The following is an 18,069-nucleotide window of genomic DNA, read 5'->3' as shown; positions in this document are numbered from 1 at the left end:
TTATCATCTTTATCCTGCCTCAGGGTGTTTCCCTAAGCTGTTTTCTGCAGGGCTTTATAACATAATGTTATATAACTTATAGACCTAGTTTCCCAGTCTTAGGTGTCTAATTTCCGACAGTTAAGCGACTTTTACCACAAAATGCCACTTAAGCAGCTCATTGGTAGCATTTTCATACTCCGACACGGCAGGGATGTGATAGAAACCGCTCTCGCGGCTATGACCCATTATCGATATGGTGTATCTTATAGGGCTTCATGTAAGCACGGATGGTCCACTACCCCATGAGCATGCCTCTAATTATTGGCCTGGTAAGCCTGTTGCTGATCTTGATTGTTGGTTACAACATCATTATTCAGTACCGACAAAAACTGGAAAGCGCGAAGCAGCAGGAATTAGCCAAATTCATCGCGATTATTGATGCAACTGAAGAATTGATCAGTAACGCCCATCACCTTCCTTACAGCAAAGAACTGTTGGTTTGTCTCAACAAACGAGTACTGTTCTCATTGGAAACAATGAAGGCAACGGATCCAACAGATAAGTCACTGCCTCAACGTATTAGTAATGTCGCCGAGCAGATCAACCAACTTCAAGCCAATTATTCGCAAGCTGATGTAGCAAGCTTCAAAGTCCCAAGCACCGACAAGCAAGCGCTCGGCATGCTGCAGCTTGTTAAACGCCTAAAAAACGTTGTCAAAAGCGAGCACAGCAAAGGGCGTATGCCCACTCAGGCCTTTGTAACCGAGAATGCCCGCCTGGAAGGTATCCAGCTCAGAATCAACATTGAGAACGTGATCAAGCGAGCTAATGAAGCCTGTGTCAAAAGGCAATTGGGTACGGCAAAGCAGTTGCTGAAAAAAGGGATTGATGTCTTGGCCAGCAAAAATGATGACTATGCAAACCAGGCCCGTGAAAAACTTCATAAAATGCTCAAAGACATTGATAGCAGCCAGAATATGACCAATGAACAACAGCGCCAGCAGATGCTAGAAAAAGATCAAGACGAGCTCGATGTGCTGTTCCAGCCGAAGCGGAAATGGTAAGCGCTTATCAGGCCCCTGTATATAGTTCTGTCTCCTCTTCCAAGGTCACCATACGGTGGCCTTTGTTTTTTCTGCCATTACCACTCACTTTACCCACGAGCATTGGTATACTGGGCAAAAATAAACAATAAGACTCAACAAACCTAGCCCATGAATACAACCCAGTACATGATCGATACCTTGCTTGAGCCGATCAAACAGTTCCTGCAATGCGATACGCCTGACGCCTGGATCACCGAAGCCAAAAAACCAGAAAACCTGACGGCGCTGTTGGTTGACCATTGTAACTGCGAGCTAAAAGCCAGCCAAACCGCCATGTTTCTGATCCGCAAATATGCCATTGACGCAGAAAGCGGCAAGGCGTTGCTTGCCTGGGCCAAGCCTTATGAAGAGTTCGTCTATGGCATCGAACGGGATGCCCGTAGCTTCCACGGCAAAAAAAACGGCCTTGCTGCCGAACTGACACCCAAAGCCGGTTTTGCCCACGGCGAAGAGCTGATCGACAAGATGGTTCGCCTGATCAAAGAAGAGTTCCATCACTTCGAGCAGGTACTGGAGATCATGAAAAGCCGGGGGATCCCCTACTCCAACCTGCATGCGGGACGTTATGCCAAAGGGCTGATGAAGATTGTTCGTACCCATGAGCCGAGTACCTTAATTGACAAGCTGATCATCGGTGCCTATATCGAAGCACGATCGTGCGAGCGATTTGCCAAGCTTGCCCCTTTCCTCGATGATGAATTGAAGAAATTCTATATTTCCCTGCTACGCTCCGAAGCCCGCCATTACCAAGATTACCTTAAACTGGCCGAGCAAATCGCCGGTGAAGATATCAGCGAGCGCATCCGTACCATTGGCGCCCGAGAAGCTCTGCTCATCAACACCCCTGATGATACCTTCCGCTTCCACAGTGGTGTGCCGGCTTTCGCTACCGCTTAAGGCGATTGGTATAAGGCGATGGCCTCTAGCCAGAAAAACAAAAAACCGCCTTTCGGCGGTTTTTTTATCTGTTATTCATCAGCCTTTTCTTTCTTCGGCTTTTTACGCTTGTCGGTAATTTCCCACTTACCGTCAATGAACAGCCCCGTCCAGCCTGATGGTTTACCATCAACTTCCGAGCGAATGTAGTTTTCCTTAGTCTTACGGCTAAAGCGAACCACTGTCGGGCGACCATCCGGATCTTCTGTCGGTGCATCAGCCAAATACGTGAACTTCGGCGACAGACGGTCTTTGAAGCGAACCAACTCTTCTACCAACGGCGCACGTGTCTCGCGCGATTTAGGGAAAGTACTTGCCGCCATAAACAGACCGGAAGCACCATCACGCAATACAAAGTAAGCGTCTGGATCCTGTGAACAAGGTAGCTCTGGTAGATGTACCGGATCTTCCTTCGGTGGCGCAATCTCGCCGTTCTTCAGAATCTTGCGGGTGTTCTTACAGGTTTCACTGGTACAGCCCATGTACTTACCAAAGCGACCGTTCTTTAGCTCCATATCAGAGCCACACTTGTCACATTCGATAACCGGACCGTCGTAGCCTTTTAGCTGGAACTCACCTTTCTCAACCACATAGCCATCACAGCTTGGGTTGTTACCGCACACATGCAACTTGCGCTCGGCATCAATCAGGTAGGCATCCATCGCCGTGCTACATTTCGGACAACGCTTCTTGGCACGCAGGGCGGCCGTTTCAACGTCCTCTTCCAACACGTTGATGATACCGTCTTCATCACCCAGGTTGATCGTTGTCTTACAACGTTCCTTAGGCGGTAGTGCATACCCTGAACAGCCAAGGAATACACCAGTCGACGCGGTACGGATCCCCATCGGGCGTTCACAGGTCGGACACTTGATATCGGTCAGTACGATATTGTTCGGCTTCATGCCGCCTTCAGTTTCATCCAGCTCAGCTTTCTCAAGCTCACCAGTGAAGTCGCTGAAAAATTTATCGAGTACTGATTTCCAACTCGCATCACCTTCGGCGATTTTGTCGAGATTACCTTCCATACGGGCAGTAAAGTCGTAATCCATCAAATCGGCAAAACTTTGATCAAGGCGATCGGAAACAATCTCACCCATTTTCTCGGCATAGAAACGGCGTTGGTCAACACGCACATAACCACGATCTTGGATCGTCGAGATGATCGATGCGTAAGTTGAAGGACGGCCAATGCCTCGTTTTTCTAACTCTTTAACCAATGCCGCTTCAGTAAAGCGTGCCGGTGGCTTGGTGAAGTGCTGTTTCGGCTCCAACGACTCAACCTTGAGCGTATCGCCCACATGAACCATTGGCAGCGTCGTATCTTCATTTTTACCAGACGGACGCTGAACTTGTGTCCAACCCGCAAAGCGCAGGGTACGGCCCTTGGCTTTCAGGGTAAAGTCACCCGCTTCCACTGTAATCGTGGTGGAGTCGTACTTCGCCGGAACCATCTGACAGGACACGAACTGGCGCCAGATCAAATCGTACAACTTGATGGCATCTTGCTCCATGCCTTCAAGGTTTTCCGCTTTCACGTCAACACTAGAAGGACGGATCGCTTCGTGCGCTTCCTGAGCATTACCCTTGCTACCGTAGACATTCGGTGATGACGGTAAATAGTTATCGCCGTACTCGCCAGCAATAAACTCACGTGCCGCTTCAACCGCTTCCTTAGACAGGTTGGTCGAGTCGGTACGCATATAGGTAATGTAACCGGCTTCATACAAGCGCTGGGCCAAGCCCATGGTACGTTTAACACCGTAGCCTAGACGGGTACTGGCCGCCTGCTGCAACGTTGAAGTGATGTACGGCGCTGACGGCTTGCTGCTGGTTGGTCGGTCTTCGCGGTCTTTAACCGTAAAGGCAGCCTTCTCCAGCAGCGATTTTGCCGCCATGGTGTCAGCTTCGTTTTCCGGACGGAATGCCTTGCCTGCCTGTTGTGCCACCATCAAACGCAGTGCATCGTTGCCTGCTGTTTGGGTGTTGGCATGCATATCCCAGTATTCTTCAGGGTCGAACGCTTTGATTTCGCGTTCACGCTCAACAATCAGCTTAACCGCAACCGACTGTACGCGGCCCGCAGAAAGACCACGTGCGACTTTCTTCCACAACAGAGGGGAAACCATAAAGCCGACCACACGATCGAGGAATCGGCGTGCCTGCTGGGCATTCACACCATCCATGTTCAGCTCACCCGGCTGCTCAAAAGCCTGCTGGATAGCATTTTTGGTGATTTCGTTAAAAACCACTCGCTTGTAACGTGCATCATCGCCGCCGATGATCTCACGAAGGTGCCACGCAATAGCTTCTCCTTCGCGGTCCAAATCGGTTGCGAGATAAACAAAGTCAGCATCTTCCGCTAGCTTCTGTAGTTCGTTGACCACTTTTTCCTTACCAGGAAGCACTTCATATTGAGCCTCCCAGTCATTGTATGGGTCCACGCCCATTTTATTGATCAGCGATTTGCGGTCTTTTTCTTTTTTGATGCGCGCTTTTTCTTCGGCGCTCAAGCCCTTGGTTGAAGTAGCCGCCGCTTTCTTACCGGTGCTACGAGCACCAGTCGGCAAATCACGAACGTGACCGACGCTTGACTTAACCACAAAGTCCTTACCCAAGTACTTATTGATCGTCTTCGCCTTGGCTGGGGACTCCACAATAACGAGTGATTTACCCATAATAATTCTATTACGTCCTCGTGCTCACAAAACTTAAAATTAAAACAACTAGTTGCACGCTAAAAAAACTAGAGCTAGCACGGCAACGCTGGTACACCAAACTGATTAAGTAACTATTTAAATCGCGAAATCCAACCGGTTGAGGACAGCTCCGGATAACTAGTTACGTAATGTGATTGGTATTTACATATTGGGCTACAATCGGAGAAGGTCAACTGCTTTTTAACAAAACGAGACCGTTTGGTTGTCCCTTCCCCACTTGTTAACAGATAGTTACACCACTAAATGAATAGGAAAAAAACGTGCCGACAAGTTCGGTTGCCACGCGATATTCCTCTCATTTATGCCGTAAGACTGAAAAACATCTACCACAATGGGCGCTAATCATTACCACCTCAGCACCGGTTTGACTATAAAAAACCACTATTTTTTGCCATCGCTCACAATTTTTCGGCAATTCATAAGGTTAATGCCTAATCTTTATACCCTACAAATTTACCCTTTAAGCGCACAAAAACCATCACGGCCTTTCTTTCAAGATATAGCCAGTCACCGCGAAAAATCAATAACACCACGAAAATGGCATCCGATATAGCCTGCAAAATTTGTCATCCCGAATCAACTCAAATACACTTAGCCACCTTGGCCGGAGACTCAAACCGGCGAACTGCTATGAGATGAGAGAGACACAATGAGCACCAAAGAATCCATTGCAAATGATGAGCTGCTGATGATTGCCAACCAGCTAATCCAAGATCATGAAGCCTACATTGACGGTATGCGCGCCGACTCCGTTGAAGAGCGTGCCGGAGTATTGATTTTCAAAGGCGAGTATTTCCTCGATGACAACGGTCTGCCGACAGAAAAGACCACGGCAGTATTCAATATGTTCAAATACCTTGCCCACCAGCTTTCGCCGAAATTCACCCTCGGCAAGTAATGGTCCAAAACAAAAAATCAGCCCCGTCAAACGGGGCTGATTTATTTTAGCAATACAACATTTCTAGTGATGTAAAACGATTACATATCAATGGTCATCGTATCTTTGTCATCCTTGGACTCGTTGTCCGGCCCCGACGGCGGAGCACCGCGGCCCTTAGGGTCGGCACCAAACTGATTATCACCTATAGTGCCATCTAAGATACCCAGTTCAACAATCACAAAGATCGGCCCTATCAACGGCAAGAAGGTCAGAATGATCCACCACGCGCTTTTATTGCGATCATGTAGACGCTTTACATTCAACGCCGCTGAGGCCCAGAACACAAAGACCAAGACAATAATCGACAGAATATTAAGCAGCGGATTATCCGCGTTCTCCGGTGTGGTATAGAGAAACACCGGCAGCGATACCAGCAGCACGGGAATGCTATACAACCAATAATCCCGACGACGCATCCGTCCCTGAAATGAAAACAAGGCCCACTTTTGACCCATCGTAACCTCTTTATACAATTGGACGTTTAAACAATTGGACGCTGACCACGGCTGATCCATTTCAGCAATACATTATCAGCGGCGTCGCCTGTTGCACCAGCCAGTTTTTCAGCCAGTTTCTTGCGCTGAACATAACGAACCTGCAGCACTTCGCGATCTTTACACGATAGGCTGATGTAGTCATCGCTAGTGCCAATCTCGTCCACCAAGCCCAGCTCAAATGCCTGCTTACCGAACCAGTGTTCCCCGGTGGCCACTTTAGCCAAATCTAGCGCAGGGCGGTGCTCAGACACGAATGCTTTGAACAGCCCATGGGTCTCTTCAATCTCGCTCTGGAACTTTTCGCGCGCTTTATCCGTGTTTTCTCCAAACATTGTCAAGGTACGCTTGAACTCGCCTGCGGTGATCTGCTCAAATTCAATATCGTTCTTCTTCAATATTTTATTGAAGTTTGGTAGCTGGGCTATCACCCCGATAGAACCAACAATCGCAAACGGTGCCGAGATAATTTTGTCGGCAATACACGCCATCATATAGCCACCGCTGGCAGCGACTTTATCGACAGAAATAGTAAGTTTAATCCCGGCAGCTTTTAGACGATCAAGCTGAGAAGAAGCAAGGCCGTAACCATGTACCATACCGCCGCCGGTCTCCAGGCGCAGCAAGACTTCATCGCCTTCCATTGCCACAGCCAGAATAGCGGTAACCTCTTCGCGTAGTGAGGTCACTTCGCGGGCATCAATGCTGCCATGGAAATCCAAAACGAACAGGCGAGGTTCACGTGAGTGCGACAAGTCGCCTTCTTTGGCCGCTTTCTTCACTTCATTCTGCCTTGCCTTGTGCTTTTCTTTATCTGCTTTCTTTTCAGCCTTGTCGCGAGCTTTGAGCAACGGCTTATCAAATAAGTGAGACTCCAGTTGATGCACCGTGTGCTTGTACTGCTCAGTCAGATCAGTAACCTCTAGCTCACCTTTCTGGCTACTATGATGGCCTTTCACACTTTTAGCCACCACCAGAATCGCGATGAATGCGACAACCACTGTGGCAATCTTGGCTAGGAACAATCCATAATCAAACAAAAAATCCAATGTCGAGTCCTCATTTATTGGCATTCAACCATTGTAACCAAGTTGTCACCCATACCGCTATCGCAATATAGCCAAACAGCTGCAATATAGACACTTTTTGAAAGGGAGCATCATTACTGTAAACCTTCTTCTTGGATTGAATGCACTGACAACCCTCTGAATCCTGCACCTTGAGGTAACTTGGGTATATGTGCGTTTAAGCGAGAATAATTTGGGTATACAATGAGCTGACGAAAAAACCAATAAGGAAGTACACAGTGGATTATCAAGTCGCTGAAAACTCACTGAAAGATAGAGTTATTCTGGTAACCGGAGCGGGTGATGGAATAGGCCGCCAAGCTGCCATCAGCTATGCTGCCCACGGTGCAACCGTTATCTTGCTCGGACGCACCGTAGCCAAATTAGAAGCCGTTTACGATGAAATCGAATCGCAAGGCTATCCGCAACCCGCGATCATCCCAATGGACATGATGGGGGCCACCAAGCAGAACTATCTCGATATGGCCGAAACGATCGAGGGCCAGTTCGGCCGCTTGGACGGTGTGTTGCACAATGCCTCCCTGCTGGGCGTGCTCAGCCCATTCGATCAGCTTGGTGAAGATTCTTTTGATGATGTCATGCAGGTCAACGTCAAAGCCCAGTTCCTGTTGACCCAAGCCATTATGCCACTGGTCAAGAAAGCCGAAGACGGCCGCATTGTATTCACCTCATCGACCGTTGGCCATCAGGGCCGCTCCTTCTGGGGTGCCTATTCGATGTCTAAGTTCGCCACTGAAGGAATGATGCAGATTTTGGCCGACGAAATGGCCAATACCGCTGTGCGCGTCAATGCTATTAACCCGGGCGGTACTCGTACCGGTATGCGTGCCAAAGCCTTCCCGGCAGAAGACCCGTCATTGTTGAAAACGCCAGAGCAAATCATGCCGCTGTACCTCTACCTAATGGGCCCTGAAAGCAAAGACGTCAACGGCCAGTGTATTGATGCTCAGCCCAAGCGCAAACCGGGCGCCGCAAGTTAATTATCCATTGCGACTAATAACAGCAAGCTCCTACCTGGAGCTTGCTAACCCCACACCATATTCATGCCGTTACCTCAGGTGATAGACACGAACCCAATAGGAAACTTAGCTGGCGTGAAGCATTGCTAGTAAGCCATTAATCAAAGCCGTGTAAGCACTCATACTTTAGCCTACATTTTAGAGCTGCCATCTAAGCTGAGGCCATCCTCGTGTTATCGCTTCGGACTGTAACTTGGGACAACCATTAACAACCACAGGGTAATCCACTTCGAGCAACAGTGGCAGATCGTTTATTGAATCGGAATAGAAATGGATCGGAGTATAACTACCGTCATTCGCTTCTAACCAGCGTTGCAGGCGAATGACCTTACCGTGTTGATAACTCGGAATGCCATCAATTTTTCCAGTGTAATAACCATTATCAACAACAAGATCGACACCTTCTGCATATGGAATACCTAGATAACGCCCCATCGCCTTGACTAAAAACGACGCACTCGCTGAAATAATCATGCAGGTAACATTTCGCGTTCGTAGATCCGCCAACAAGGTTTTGGCTTGCGGGAAAATGTACTGCGCAGCCTGTTCACTCACATAACGGTCAGCCAACGCATCAACCTGCTCAGCCGTCAGTGACATCAGCGGTGACAGACTAAATGCCATGTAAGCATCGAGATCCATTTTCCCTTGATAATAAAGATCCATCATCTGCTTGTCCTGAGCCAAAAAGCGGTCATCAGCCAATCCCAGCTCACTAACCACAAAGGCATGCCACAATACCGTGAGATCGTTGCCGATTAAGGTTTCGTCCATATCAAAGACAACAAGCTCCGTCGCCGCTTCAGGGGTTTTCATATTCATAAGGGTATACCTAACCGGAGGCAGCTATTTTACCTGCCTCGGTATCTAAAATTAGAGGGTTATTAGCGCATTGATACAATACGCTAACGGGGGGAGTGTTTAGCGTGTACGCCAGCGCTGGGTGCGCTTAAGTAGCAGATGGCTAAAGGCGCCATGGATCAATCGAGCGATAGCTGAAGTCAGCATGATCATCACCGCCATGGCTGCTGCGGCCGCAGTATACCCCATCTCATCGAGGTGCATCACAGCAATCGACGCCAGTACATTATCTGTGGTGTACAGGAATATCACTCCAGAAGTGGTAGTCATCGCATTAACAAACAGGTAGCTACCTATATCTAGCAGAGCAGGTAGACCGACCGGAATAGAGATCTTCAAGAATGCCTTGTACTGCGGGATTTTTAGTGAAGCCGCCACCGCTTCGATTTCCGCTGGGATCTGTCGCAACGCTGTTAGTGCGGTCATATGACCGACTGTATAAAGGTGAACGACGGTACACACCACCAAAATAGTCATGGTGCCGTATAAATTGTTCATTGGATTAGTCGGCGAGTTGAAGAAGAAAATATACCCCAACCCCAGTACCATACCTGGTACCGCCATCGGCATCATTGCCATAAGGTGTAGAGCACTACGCACCGACCGCATTTCACGTCCTTTTTCGACACAGTATGCGACCAAAAAAGTAAACAAGGTACCAATCAAAGCCACCAGCAGAGCCATTTTCACTGAGTTGTAGAACGGCGCCCAACCATAGCTAATAAACCGGCCGAAATCATAGTTACCCAAAGTCAACGCCTTGTTGTAAGGCCAAAAACTAATCAGAGAGCCATAAAACGCCATCCCGATCACTACCATAATGGCGGTAGCAACAATCAGGCAGAACACAAATGCACCTCTATCTCGGACTTTATTTGGCGTTGGCTGGTAGATCACTGAGTTGGCACTCATCATGCTCTGCTGCTTTTTACGAATACGCGTTTCAAGAGCAAAAGATAACAGTGCAGGTAACAGCAGAACCACCGAGGTTACCGCCCCCATAGCAAAGTTATGCTGGCCAATCACCTGCTTGTAAATATCGGTCGCTAAGACGTTGTATTGTCCACCAATCACTTTAGCTACACCAAAATCACATACCACCAAAGTGAAAATCACCACCATGGCACTCATCAAACCGTATTTCGCGCCCGGTAAAGTAATGGTAAAGAAGGTGCGGATCGGTGAGGTGCGCATCACTCTTGCCGCTTCATACAGGCGGGCATCAGCAGTAGACAACCCAGTACTCATGATCAACAACGCATGCGGAAAACACCAGAAAACCAAGCCAAGCACTATCCCGATAGGACCATATATGCTGCTGCCCATCAGCCACGACTTCCAGATCCCCTGATTACCGAACAGGTAAACCAGGGAGATGGCCGGCAACAGTGACGGAGCCAATATCGGCAAGCTACCGACTAACTTGAACAAACGTTTCGCCGGCATACAGGTCCGAGTCAACGCATAGGCGTAGCAAAACGCCAGCAGTCCAACAACCGCCGAAACCACGATGCCGATAAATAAGGTGTTATAAATAGACTGGGTCAGCGCCGGATTATTCAAATAGTTTACGTAGTTCGCAAAACCAATGTACTCACCACTGCGATCCTGCACACTTTTGACAAACATCGCACCTAACGGGGCGATAAGACCAATGATCATCAGTAAGGCTGCCAATATCAACACGCCCCCCATCACCCATTGGTCAGTACTCATGCGGTTAAAAATCCCTTTAACCCGCTCAAACAGAGGCGTGGATGTCGGTGTAATTAGGTCGGACTCAACACTTATGACACTTTCGACACTCATGCTACTTCCCCCTCAAATACCTGACTATTTACGACATCCCAACTCAACGTGCACATTTCGCCTCGCGCAGGCAAGCCTTGCTTGGCCCGTTCTGCCGATATATCAACCTGTAATAACGATGAGTTATCACGCAGTTGACACTCTAGACGCACGAAAGAGCCCATAAATTCTATCGTCTTTACTGTCGCACCTAATCCTGGCTCAGACGGCTTACCTATACGGATTTGCTCTGGGCGCAATGCCAGTGTTGCATGACGGCCTTTAACATCCTGTGGAGAAGGTACAGTAATCCCCTCGATCTTAAGTTGGTCGCCATCGACCACATTTGCTGGCAGGAAGTTCATGGTTCCGACAAACTGAGCAACAAACTCAGACGCCGGGTTGTTGTATATCTCTTCCGGGGTGCCAACTTGCTCAACCACGCCGTGGTTCATCACCACAATACGGTCAGCCATCGTCAAGGCTTCTTCCTGATCATGGGTCACCATTATGGTGGTGATCCCTAGCTTACGCTGCAACTGGCAAATTTCGTGGCGCAGGTGGATACGTACTTTGGCATCCAGTGCTGATAACGGCTCATCAAGCAACAGTAGACCGGGAGAAAGCGCCAAGGCACGCGCCAGAGCAACACGCTGTTGTTGACCGCCTGACAACTGGGCCGGGAATTTGTCTTCATAGCCGTCAAGGTCGACAAGGCAAAGCCATTCGCGCACTTTTTCCATTGCATGGTTTTTTTTCATGCCACGGTTAATTAAGCCAAAGGCTATATTGTCGGCCACGGTCAGGTTTGGAAATAAGGCATAAGACTGGAATACAATACCGAAATCACGCTGCTCAGGAGGCAGCACTGTCACGTCCCGACCGTTTTGCACGATTTGGCCTTCACTTGGTAATTCCAAACCAGCAATTGCGCGCAGTAAGGTGGTTTTGCCACACCCTGATGGGCCGAGGAAACAAACAAACTCACCCTCTTTGATATCTAGAGAGATCCCTTTAAGGGCGGTGAAGTCGTCAAAGCGTTTTATTAGACGGTCAATATGCAGGTAACTACTAGTCATTTCGGTATTAAACTCTCTTTAAATACTGCATCCGACCCTACAGTCGGACACAGAGTAGACCGCCATCAAAAACAGCGGCCTTGAAATTGTTTCATGGAATTTAAGGTTTATTTGGCGTCAGACTTCCCATCGAAGCGCTTAACCCACTCGCCGATAATTCGCTCGTAGTTGTCAGATGCCCAAGCAAAGTCATTCTCAATCATGATCTCAGTGGCGTTATCAGGGTAAAACGCAACCGCTTCTGCTAGATGCGGCTTAGCAATAACTGGGTAGAACTTGTTGTACTGACGGTTAGCTTCTGCAGAAGCTGCAAAATCAATCAACTTCTGTGCGGCCGCCACTTTTGGCGTACCATCAACAATCGCTGCTGCTTCCATATCCCAGCCCACGCCTTCGGTTGGGAAAATCATCTCAATTGGCGCGCCTTGTTGTTTCAACGTCGCACCGCGGAATGCAAACGAGATCCCCATTGTTGCTTCGCCAGTTGCTGCCAAATTACATGGCGCAGATCCTGAGTGCGTGTAGCGAGCGATATTGTCATGAAGGCCTTCCATGAATTCCCAGCCCTTTTCTTCACCGAACTGCTGCAGCCAACCTGAAACATCAAGGAACCCCGTACCAGAAGAAGCCGGGTTAGGCATTACAATGTGACCTTTGTACTCTGGCTTAGTCAGATCAGCCCAAGTTTGTGGCATCTCTAGACCATGTTTTTCTGCTTCTATCGTGTTAAAACAAACACCAGCAATCCATGCGTCCATACCAATCCAGTGCGGTACTTCACGGCTATCACGGAATTTCTCGTCCAGCTTTTCCAGACCTTGTGGCGCATAAGGAGCCAGCAATTCGTCTTTATCAAGCACCATCATGGACGTTGCTGCCAACCCCCAAATAACATCTGCCTGAGGGTTGTTTTTTTCTGCCAACAAACGGGCAGTCACAACGCTGGTCGAATCACGCATGAAGTTCAGCTTGATATCTGGGTACTCAGCATTGAATGCCGTTTCCAGTGCACGGATCTGCTCAATTTCAAAAGCGGTATAAACAGTCAGTTCTTCTTGAGCAAATGCAGCGGCACTAAATGTCGCGGCAACCATTGAAGCTAGCAAAATCTTTTTCATGACAATCTCCAGAAATAAATATTTCATTGCCACCATCAACCTAGGAAGCAATTAAGTTGATGCATAAGTTAACCATCAATAATTAAGGCAAAGTGACAGTAAAATGATTATTTCGACCTTTTTAGTTAAGCTAGGCTTAAATATCGAGTCATCGACATGTCACACACTTAAGTAAAACTATCTTCATCATTCGGTCATATTTATGACACTTACTCTTCTTACTGTGCTGACAGTTTATTCTCTGGAGTGTTGTTACTATGTTGCCCCCGCTAAAATCTCTGGTTGCATTCGAAGCTTGTGCTCGCCACCAGTCAATTACCAAGGCTGCGCAAGAATTGCACGTCACTCAAGCTGCGATCAGTCAGCATATTAAGGCTCTTGAGCAATATTTGGGGTTTGCATTGTTTAACCGTGAAAACCGTCGGCTAAAACTCTCTATTCGTGGTCAACAGTACTACCCTACTGTTCACCAGTCGCTACGCGCGATCAGTCACCAGACCAAAGCGCTAACCCACCGTAATGAACCTCAACAGCTTACGGTGAAGGTTAATACTTCATTCTGCTACTACTGGCTGTTACCACAACTGCAAGACTTCTGCCAACGCTATCCATTTATCCAGGTGAAGTTACACACTGAAGATTGGCCACAATTACAAGCCAACCAAACCAAAGTCGATATCGAAATCGTTAACGGGCAACCCAGCAAAGAGCTTCATTCTGAGCTACTTTGCAAAGAGTATTGGATAGCGGTATGCAGCCCTGAATTTAAAGCGCAACACAACGAAGAACTGACGCAATGCGCTTTAGAGCAATTACCAGGGATTTATGTACGTGGCTACACCGAAGGCTGGCATGAATGGCTAAGCAGCAACACACTTTCTAGCTCCCCGCCATTACAACAATACGAAGTAGATAGTACTATGATGGGTTTGGAACTCGCGGCACAAGGAGCGGGTATAATGCTTTGTCGCTCACTCAATGCCTTGCCGCTGCTGCAGAACAAACGCATCGTTGTATTTAATGACAGCACTATTTCATCCACTGATTGTCACTATCTGCAATATGAGCGCAACCATGCACCACCGAAAGTCACCCTGTTTACTGGTTGGCTACAACAACGCTTTTTGGCGCTACAACCTGAAAAAGCACTAATCGATGCGCTGCAGCGCTAAATCTTTATTCAATGTGCAGGAGAAAATGATATGCACTACTTATTTTTGGCTGTTGCTATTATCGCCGAAGTTGCAGCGACCAGTGCCCTGGCAAAAACCGCTGGTTTTACCAAGCCTCTGCCCACGCTGCTTTGTCTTGGCTTCTACGCACTGGCATTTTCTTGCCTGGCCCAAGTCGTCAAGTTTATGCCTATCGGCATTGCCTATGCCATCTGGTGCGGGGCTGGAATCGTCCTGATCGCCGGTATCGCTTGGCGCGTCTACGACCAACGGCTCGACATACCAGCAATAATCGGTATTAGCTTTATTTTAGTGGGGACGGTAATTATTAATGCCTTTTCTAGCAGTGTGAGCCATTAAACACTTTCAAGCCTGATGTTTTAATAATAATGTCAGGCTCACTGATAAAAGCCGTGATAAATATTCCACACTTAAACTTGACGGTTAAAAATTGACATCCTTGTACGCTAGCAATTAATTATTTCGATTGCTTTTTAATCACCGTTTTCGTCTACGTTGACCTCCTTTCCTTAATCACGTATCTCGGTACCTATATCACAGCCCATACTTCTCACTCGCGTGATTACGGAGACTAAAACTACAATAACAACAACCAGTAACAGCCAAGTATTAACACACAAGCAAAGAAAACCATCTGATTATAAAATAGTAATACGTACTCTTTTTCTTATACATAAAAGAGTTATGACAGCCTGAGCATTAGTTTTTCTTAACCAAATGTATACAAACACTGAGAGGCAAAAACTCTAAATTGTAAACAATAGTGATTAATATAATCGCAAGCGACAAACGTTTATTTGATGCGCTTGTTATTTATTCTGCTTATTTAATCAGGCTTTTCGATGAAAAATAAAAACTTCAATAATTCCCGACGTAATTTTTTTCGCACAGCAAGTGGCGCGATCATATTGGGAGCCAGTGCTACAACATTAGTTGGTTGCGGAAGTAGCTCAAGCGACAATGATGACGGTGACACCGGCGACAACACTCCGTTACTTACCCCTAAAGTAAAACAGCTAAGCGGTCGCTACATTGGTGCGCAAACAATTTACTTTGAAGATGTACCTGAGAATGTCGAGATTCGTTACACCCTAGATCGTTTTGAGCCAAGTCGTAGCGACAAGCTTTATAATCCTGCAGAAGGGATTACCCTTACCGAATCAAAAACTATCTGTGCTCGCGCATTCCGTGATGAAGAAGAGAGCGAGATGGTTGTTCATAATTACCTCGTCAAAACAGAGGAAGAGCCGCTTTTTCGTATGATAGCGATGTCGGATACTGAGTTTCGTAATCTTTATGAGCCTGGCGTCGTTACTGGCTGGAACTCCCATTTTGACGTACTGCAACACTATATGCCTAACCCAGACTTAATCATCAATGCGGGTGATTTAATTGCCGATAATGACAAGACAACCGGTTGGACCCACTCACTGCTTCGCAACGTATTTGAGCAAAACATGAATCGTGTTGGCATGATCGATACACAAGTGCTCTTGGCTCGAGGAAATCATGATGCTTACACAATGGATATGGTTAATAACTACCCTAAATCATGGTTCCCTATTGAGGATGAAAGTGAAAATGGTGGCTTCTATCATACAATGGTTAAGAATATTCATGTGATTGGCTATGACTCAAACCTCAGCAATACGCATGAGGCTCAGAACAGCTTTGTCGAGCAAGCGTTGCAGGACATTAAAAACTCAGCAGATTATAACGGCGAGCCAATTATCGTCCAAGCACACCACCCATTGCCAGGTGGCGTCTGCGGTGGCGCTTGGAATGGCGGAAACAGCATAATCAGAGACATTTTGAGTAAGCACCCTGAAGTCATTCACTTCTCTGGTCACTCACACTACCCACTGACCGATGATCGCTCCATCTTCCAAGATACATTTACCCATGTAAATTGTGCATCCCCATCCACTTATAACTGGCTTGACGGCTCAGGGGGTATCCACAAAGATGATCATCTTCGTGGTTACAACTATCATCCAATCTGGTCTTTACTCTTGGTTGAGATATACGAAGACCGCGTTGAGTTCGACCGTATTGCAATGGCTGCAGACCCTTATTTTATGGTTGATGTTGGTCGTCCTGATGCAGACTATAGTGACAACGAGTTGTCTCCATTATCGTTCCGCTCCGCTGGCGCACTATTAGGTGAGGCGTGGACATTTCAGTATCGTAACGAGGGGCTACAACAAACCGTTGAACTAGATAAATATAATCAGGCACGCCTGGATGTTTTCAAAAACACCAAGTTCCCATTCGAGCACAATATCAATCTTACAGCGAGCGACGGTGTGGCAAGGCTGTGGTTTAATAATGTACGCGGCCATATTACAGCCCCTCAGATGTATTATATTCGAGTATCTAAAGTAAATAGTGAAGGTAACGAAGGCGACCGCGTATTCGCACAAAGCATACTTTCTGACACCCAATTTGTGGGTACCCGTCAACGCTTTGAAGGCGTCCCTTTGCACACGAACAACACCAACTTAGAGTACGGCGTTGAGTACTACTTAGTGCTGAATCCACAAGATTCTGCATCTAACTGGCATGATGATAGTGGTGTTCATGCTAAGTTTACCCTTGAGGGACTCGAGCAAGGTGAGTTTGAAGTGGTTCTCGGTGGGATTGCAGCAGCAACCGAAGCTTAGGCTAAATACCAAATTTCATCCTTTTCCCTATAAAATAAACGTATCACGCCTTTAATAATGGCCCTATATGGGCCATTTACCTCCAGCTATGAGTGATTAGCTCATAGACGACCCTTAATTCTGGTAAGCGACGAACAAAAAAGCAGCCATAGGCTGCTTCAGATTGATGACAAAGGCCTGGCTTTTAAGCTAGGCCTTTGATCTAATAGAGGTATCGAAATATGGATATCTCGACATGTTAAAAGAACCCTTACCCCAACAGTACGAACTCGAAATGGTCACAATGGAACAGCTGGTTCCGAAGCATCATCTCGTGCGTAAAATTGACCAAGTTATAGATTTCGAATTTATTAGAGACGAAGTCGCTCACCTATATTGCCAAGACAATGGCCGACCTCCTGTTGACCCCGTCCGCTTGTTTAAAATCATCCTGCTGGGCTACATCTTTGGCATCAAGAGCGAGCGTCAGCTAGTCAAAGAAATCGAGGTCAATGTGGCCTATCGGTGGTTCCTTCGCATGTCACTGACAGAGAAAGTTATCCATGCCTCGACGCTCAGCCAAAACCGCATCCGCCGCTTCAACGGTACGGATATTTTTGAACGCATCTTTACCAATATCGTACTCCAGGCCATGGATAAAGGGCTTGTCGCCGGGAATGAATTATTCACTGACAGCACCCACCTCAAAGCCAATGCTAACAAGAAGAAATTTACCAATGAACAGCAAGCTGTCCGCACCAGTGCCTACCTTGAGATGCTCAACGAAGATGTGGCCAAGGAGCGGGAAGCCGAAGGGAAAAAACCTTTAGCTGAGCGAAAATCAGAGCCTAAGCTCAAAAATACCAAAGTGAGCACGACTGATTCTGAAAGCGGCTTTATGACGCGGGATAACAAGCCGCAAGGGTTCTTTTACCTTGACCACCGCACCGTCGATGGCATGCATGGGATTATCGTCGATACCTATGCGACCGCAGGTAACGTCAATGACTCCCAGCCTTATATCAAGCGGCTGGACCCGGAGGTGGTGGTAAAGCCGCCATCGACACTAGGTTCAAGGCAATAAGGGCTATCGAGGCAGGTTT

14 protein-coding genes and 1 pseudogene are annotated in these 18,069 nt (G+C 47.4%); 8 read left to right on the top strand and 7 right to left on the bottom strand.

Features of this window, described 5'->3' with window-relative positions; translation table 11 throughout:
* The first annotated feature begins 284 nt into the window (after positions 1–284).
* A complete protein-coding gene (locus NHN17_RS06410) occupies positions 285–1,046 on the top strand; it encodes a DNA repair protein (protein ID WP_255041327.1) in 762 nt (253 codons plus the stop codon).
* Positions 1,047–1,196: 150 nt separating this feature from the next.
* Positions 1,197–1,985, top strand: a complete 789-nt coding sequence (miaE, locus tag NHN17_RS06405) for a tRNA isopentenyl-2-thiomethyl-A-37 hydroxylase MiaE (RefSeq protein ID WP_255041325.1) — start codon at positions 1,197–1,199, stop codon at positions 1,983–1,985.
* A gap of 71 nt (positions 1,986–2,056) precedes the next feature.
* Here the strand turns inward: miaE and topA are convergent, their stop codons facing one another.
* Entirely contained in the window at positions 2,057–4,702 is a 2,646-nt protein-coding gene (topA, locus tag NHN17_RS06400; protein WP_255041323.1) for a type I DNA topoisomerase, read from the bottom strand.
* A 691-nt stretch (positions 4,703–5,393) separates the two neighbouring features.
* Between topA and NHN17_RS06395 the strand changes: the two genes are divergently transcribed.
* The gene (locus NHN17_RS06395) at positions 5,394–5,642 is read left to right on the top strand and encodes a YciN family protein (protein WP_255041321.1); all 249 of its coding nucleotides are present in this window, start codon (positions 5,394–5,396) and stop codon (positions 5,640–5,642) included.
* A gap of 80 nt (positions 5,643–5,722) precedes the next feature.
* On the opposite strand, the gene NHN17_RS06390 is transcribed toward NHN17_RS06395, so the two are convergent.
* Both NHN17_RS06390 and sohB read right to left on the bottom strand, forming a co-directional pair.
* Positions 5,723–6,139, bottom strand: a complete 417-nt coding sequence (locus NHN17_RS06390; protein ID WP_255041319.1) for a DUF805 domain-containing protein — start codon at positions 6,137–6,139, stop codon at positions 5,723–5,725.
* Between the two features lie 26 nt (positions 6,140–6,165).
* Entirely contained in the window at positions 6,166–7,227 is a 1,062-nt protein-coding gene (gene sohB, locus NHN17_RS06385) for a protease SohB (protein ID WP_255041318.1), read from the bottom strand.
* Between the two features lie 257 nt (positions 7,228–7,484).
* On the opposite strand from sohB, the gene NHN17_RS06380 reads away from it, so the two are divergent.
* On the top strand, positions 7,485–8,246 hold the full coding sequence (locus tag NHN17_RS06380) for a YciK family oxidoreductase (RefSeq protein WP_255041316.1): 762 nt from the start codon (positions 7,485–7,487) through the stop codon (positions 8,244–8,246).
* Positions 8,247–8,423: 177 nt separating this feature from the next.
* Here NHN17_RS06380 and NHN17_RS06375 read toward each other — a convergent pair whose 3' ends face one another.
* From NHN17_RS06375 to NHN17_RS06360, 4 genes are all read right to left on the bottom strand, one after another.
* Positions 8,424–9,107: an HAD family hydrolase gene (locus NHN17_RS06375; protein ID WP_255041314.1), complete on the bottom strand. Its 684-nt coding sequence runs from the start codon at positions 9,105–9,107 to the stop codon at positions 8,424–8,426.
* Between the two features lie 99 nt (positions 9,108–9,206).
* On the bottom strand, positions 9,207–10,955 hold the full coding sequence (locus NHN17_RS06370; protein ID WP_255041312.1) for a putative 2-aminoethylphosphonate ABC transporter permease subunit: 1,749 nt from the start codon (positions 10,953–10,955) through the stop codon (positions 9,207–9,209).
* The gene (locus tag NHN17_RS06365; RefSeq protein ID WP_255041310.1) at positions 10,952–12,013 is read right to left on the bottom strand and encodes a putative 2-aminoethylphosphonate ABC transporter ATP-binding protein; all 1,062 of its coding nucleotides are present in this window, start codon (positions 12,011–12,013) and stop codon (positions 10,952–10,954) included. The genes NHN17_RS06370 and NHN17_RS06365 overlap by 4 nt, the downstream gene beginning before the upstream one ends.
* Before the next feature lie 107 nt (positions 12,014–12,120).
* Positions 12,121–13,131 (bottom strand): putative 2-aminoethylphosphonate ABC transporter substrate-binding protein, encoded by a 1,011-nt coding sequence (locus NHN17_RS06360; protein ID WP_255041309.1) that lies wholly within the window; start codon positions 13,129–13,131, stop codon positions 12,121–12,123.
* A gap of 257 nt (positions 13,132–13,388) precedes the next feature.
* Here NHN17_RS06360 and NHN17_RS06355 point away from each other — a divergent pair, with 257 nt between their 5' ends.
* The 4 genes and pseudogenes from NHN17_RS06355 to NHN17_RS06340 all read left to right on the top strand — a co-directional run.
* Positions 13,389–14,303: a LysR substrate-binding domain-containing protein gene (locus NHN17_RS06355; protein ID WP_255041308.1), complete on the top strand. Its 915-nt coding sequence runs from the start codon at positions 13,389–13,391 to the stop codon at positions 14,301–14,303.
* A gap of 30 nt (positions 14,304–14,333) precedes the next feature.
* Positions 14,334–14,663 (top strand): DMT family transporter, encoded by a 330-nt coding sequence (locus NHN17_RS06350; RefSeq protein ID WP_255041307.1) that lies wholly within the window; start codon positions 14,334–14,336, stop codon positions 14,661–14,663.
* 503 nt (positions 14,664–15,166) lie between these two features.
* Entirely contained in the window at positions 15,167–16,987 is a 1,821-nt protein-coding gene (locus NHN17_RS06345; protein WP_255041305.1) for a metallophosphoesterase, read from the top strand.
* 235 nt (positions 16,988–17,222) lie between these two features.
* Positions 17,223–18,002, top strand: a pseudogene (locus tag NHN17_RS06340) (IS1182 family transposase); the annotation flags it as partial.
* Between the last annotated feature and the right edge of the window lie 67 nt (positions 18,003–18,069).

Source organism: Photobacterium pectinilyticum (genome assembly GCF_024357955.1).
GTDB classification, from domain to species: domain Bacteria; phylum Pseudomonadota; class Gammaproteobacteria; order Enterobacterales; family Vibrionaceae; genus Photobacterium; species Photobacterium pectinilyticum.
This window is presented reverse-complemented; position numbering and strand designations above follow the sequence as displayed.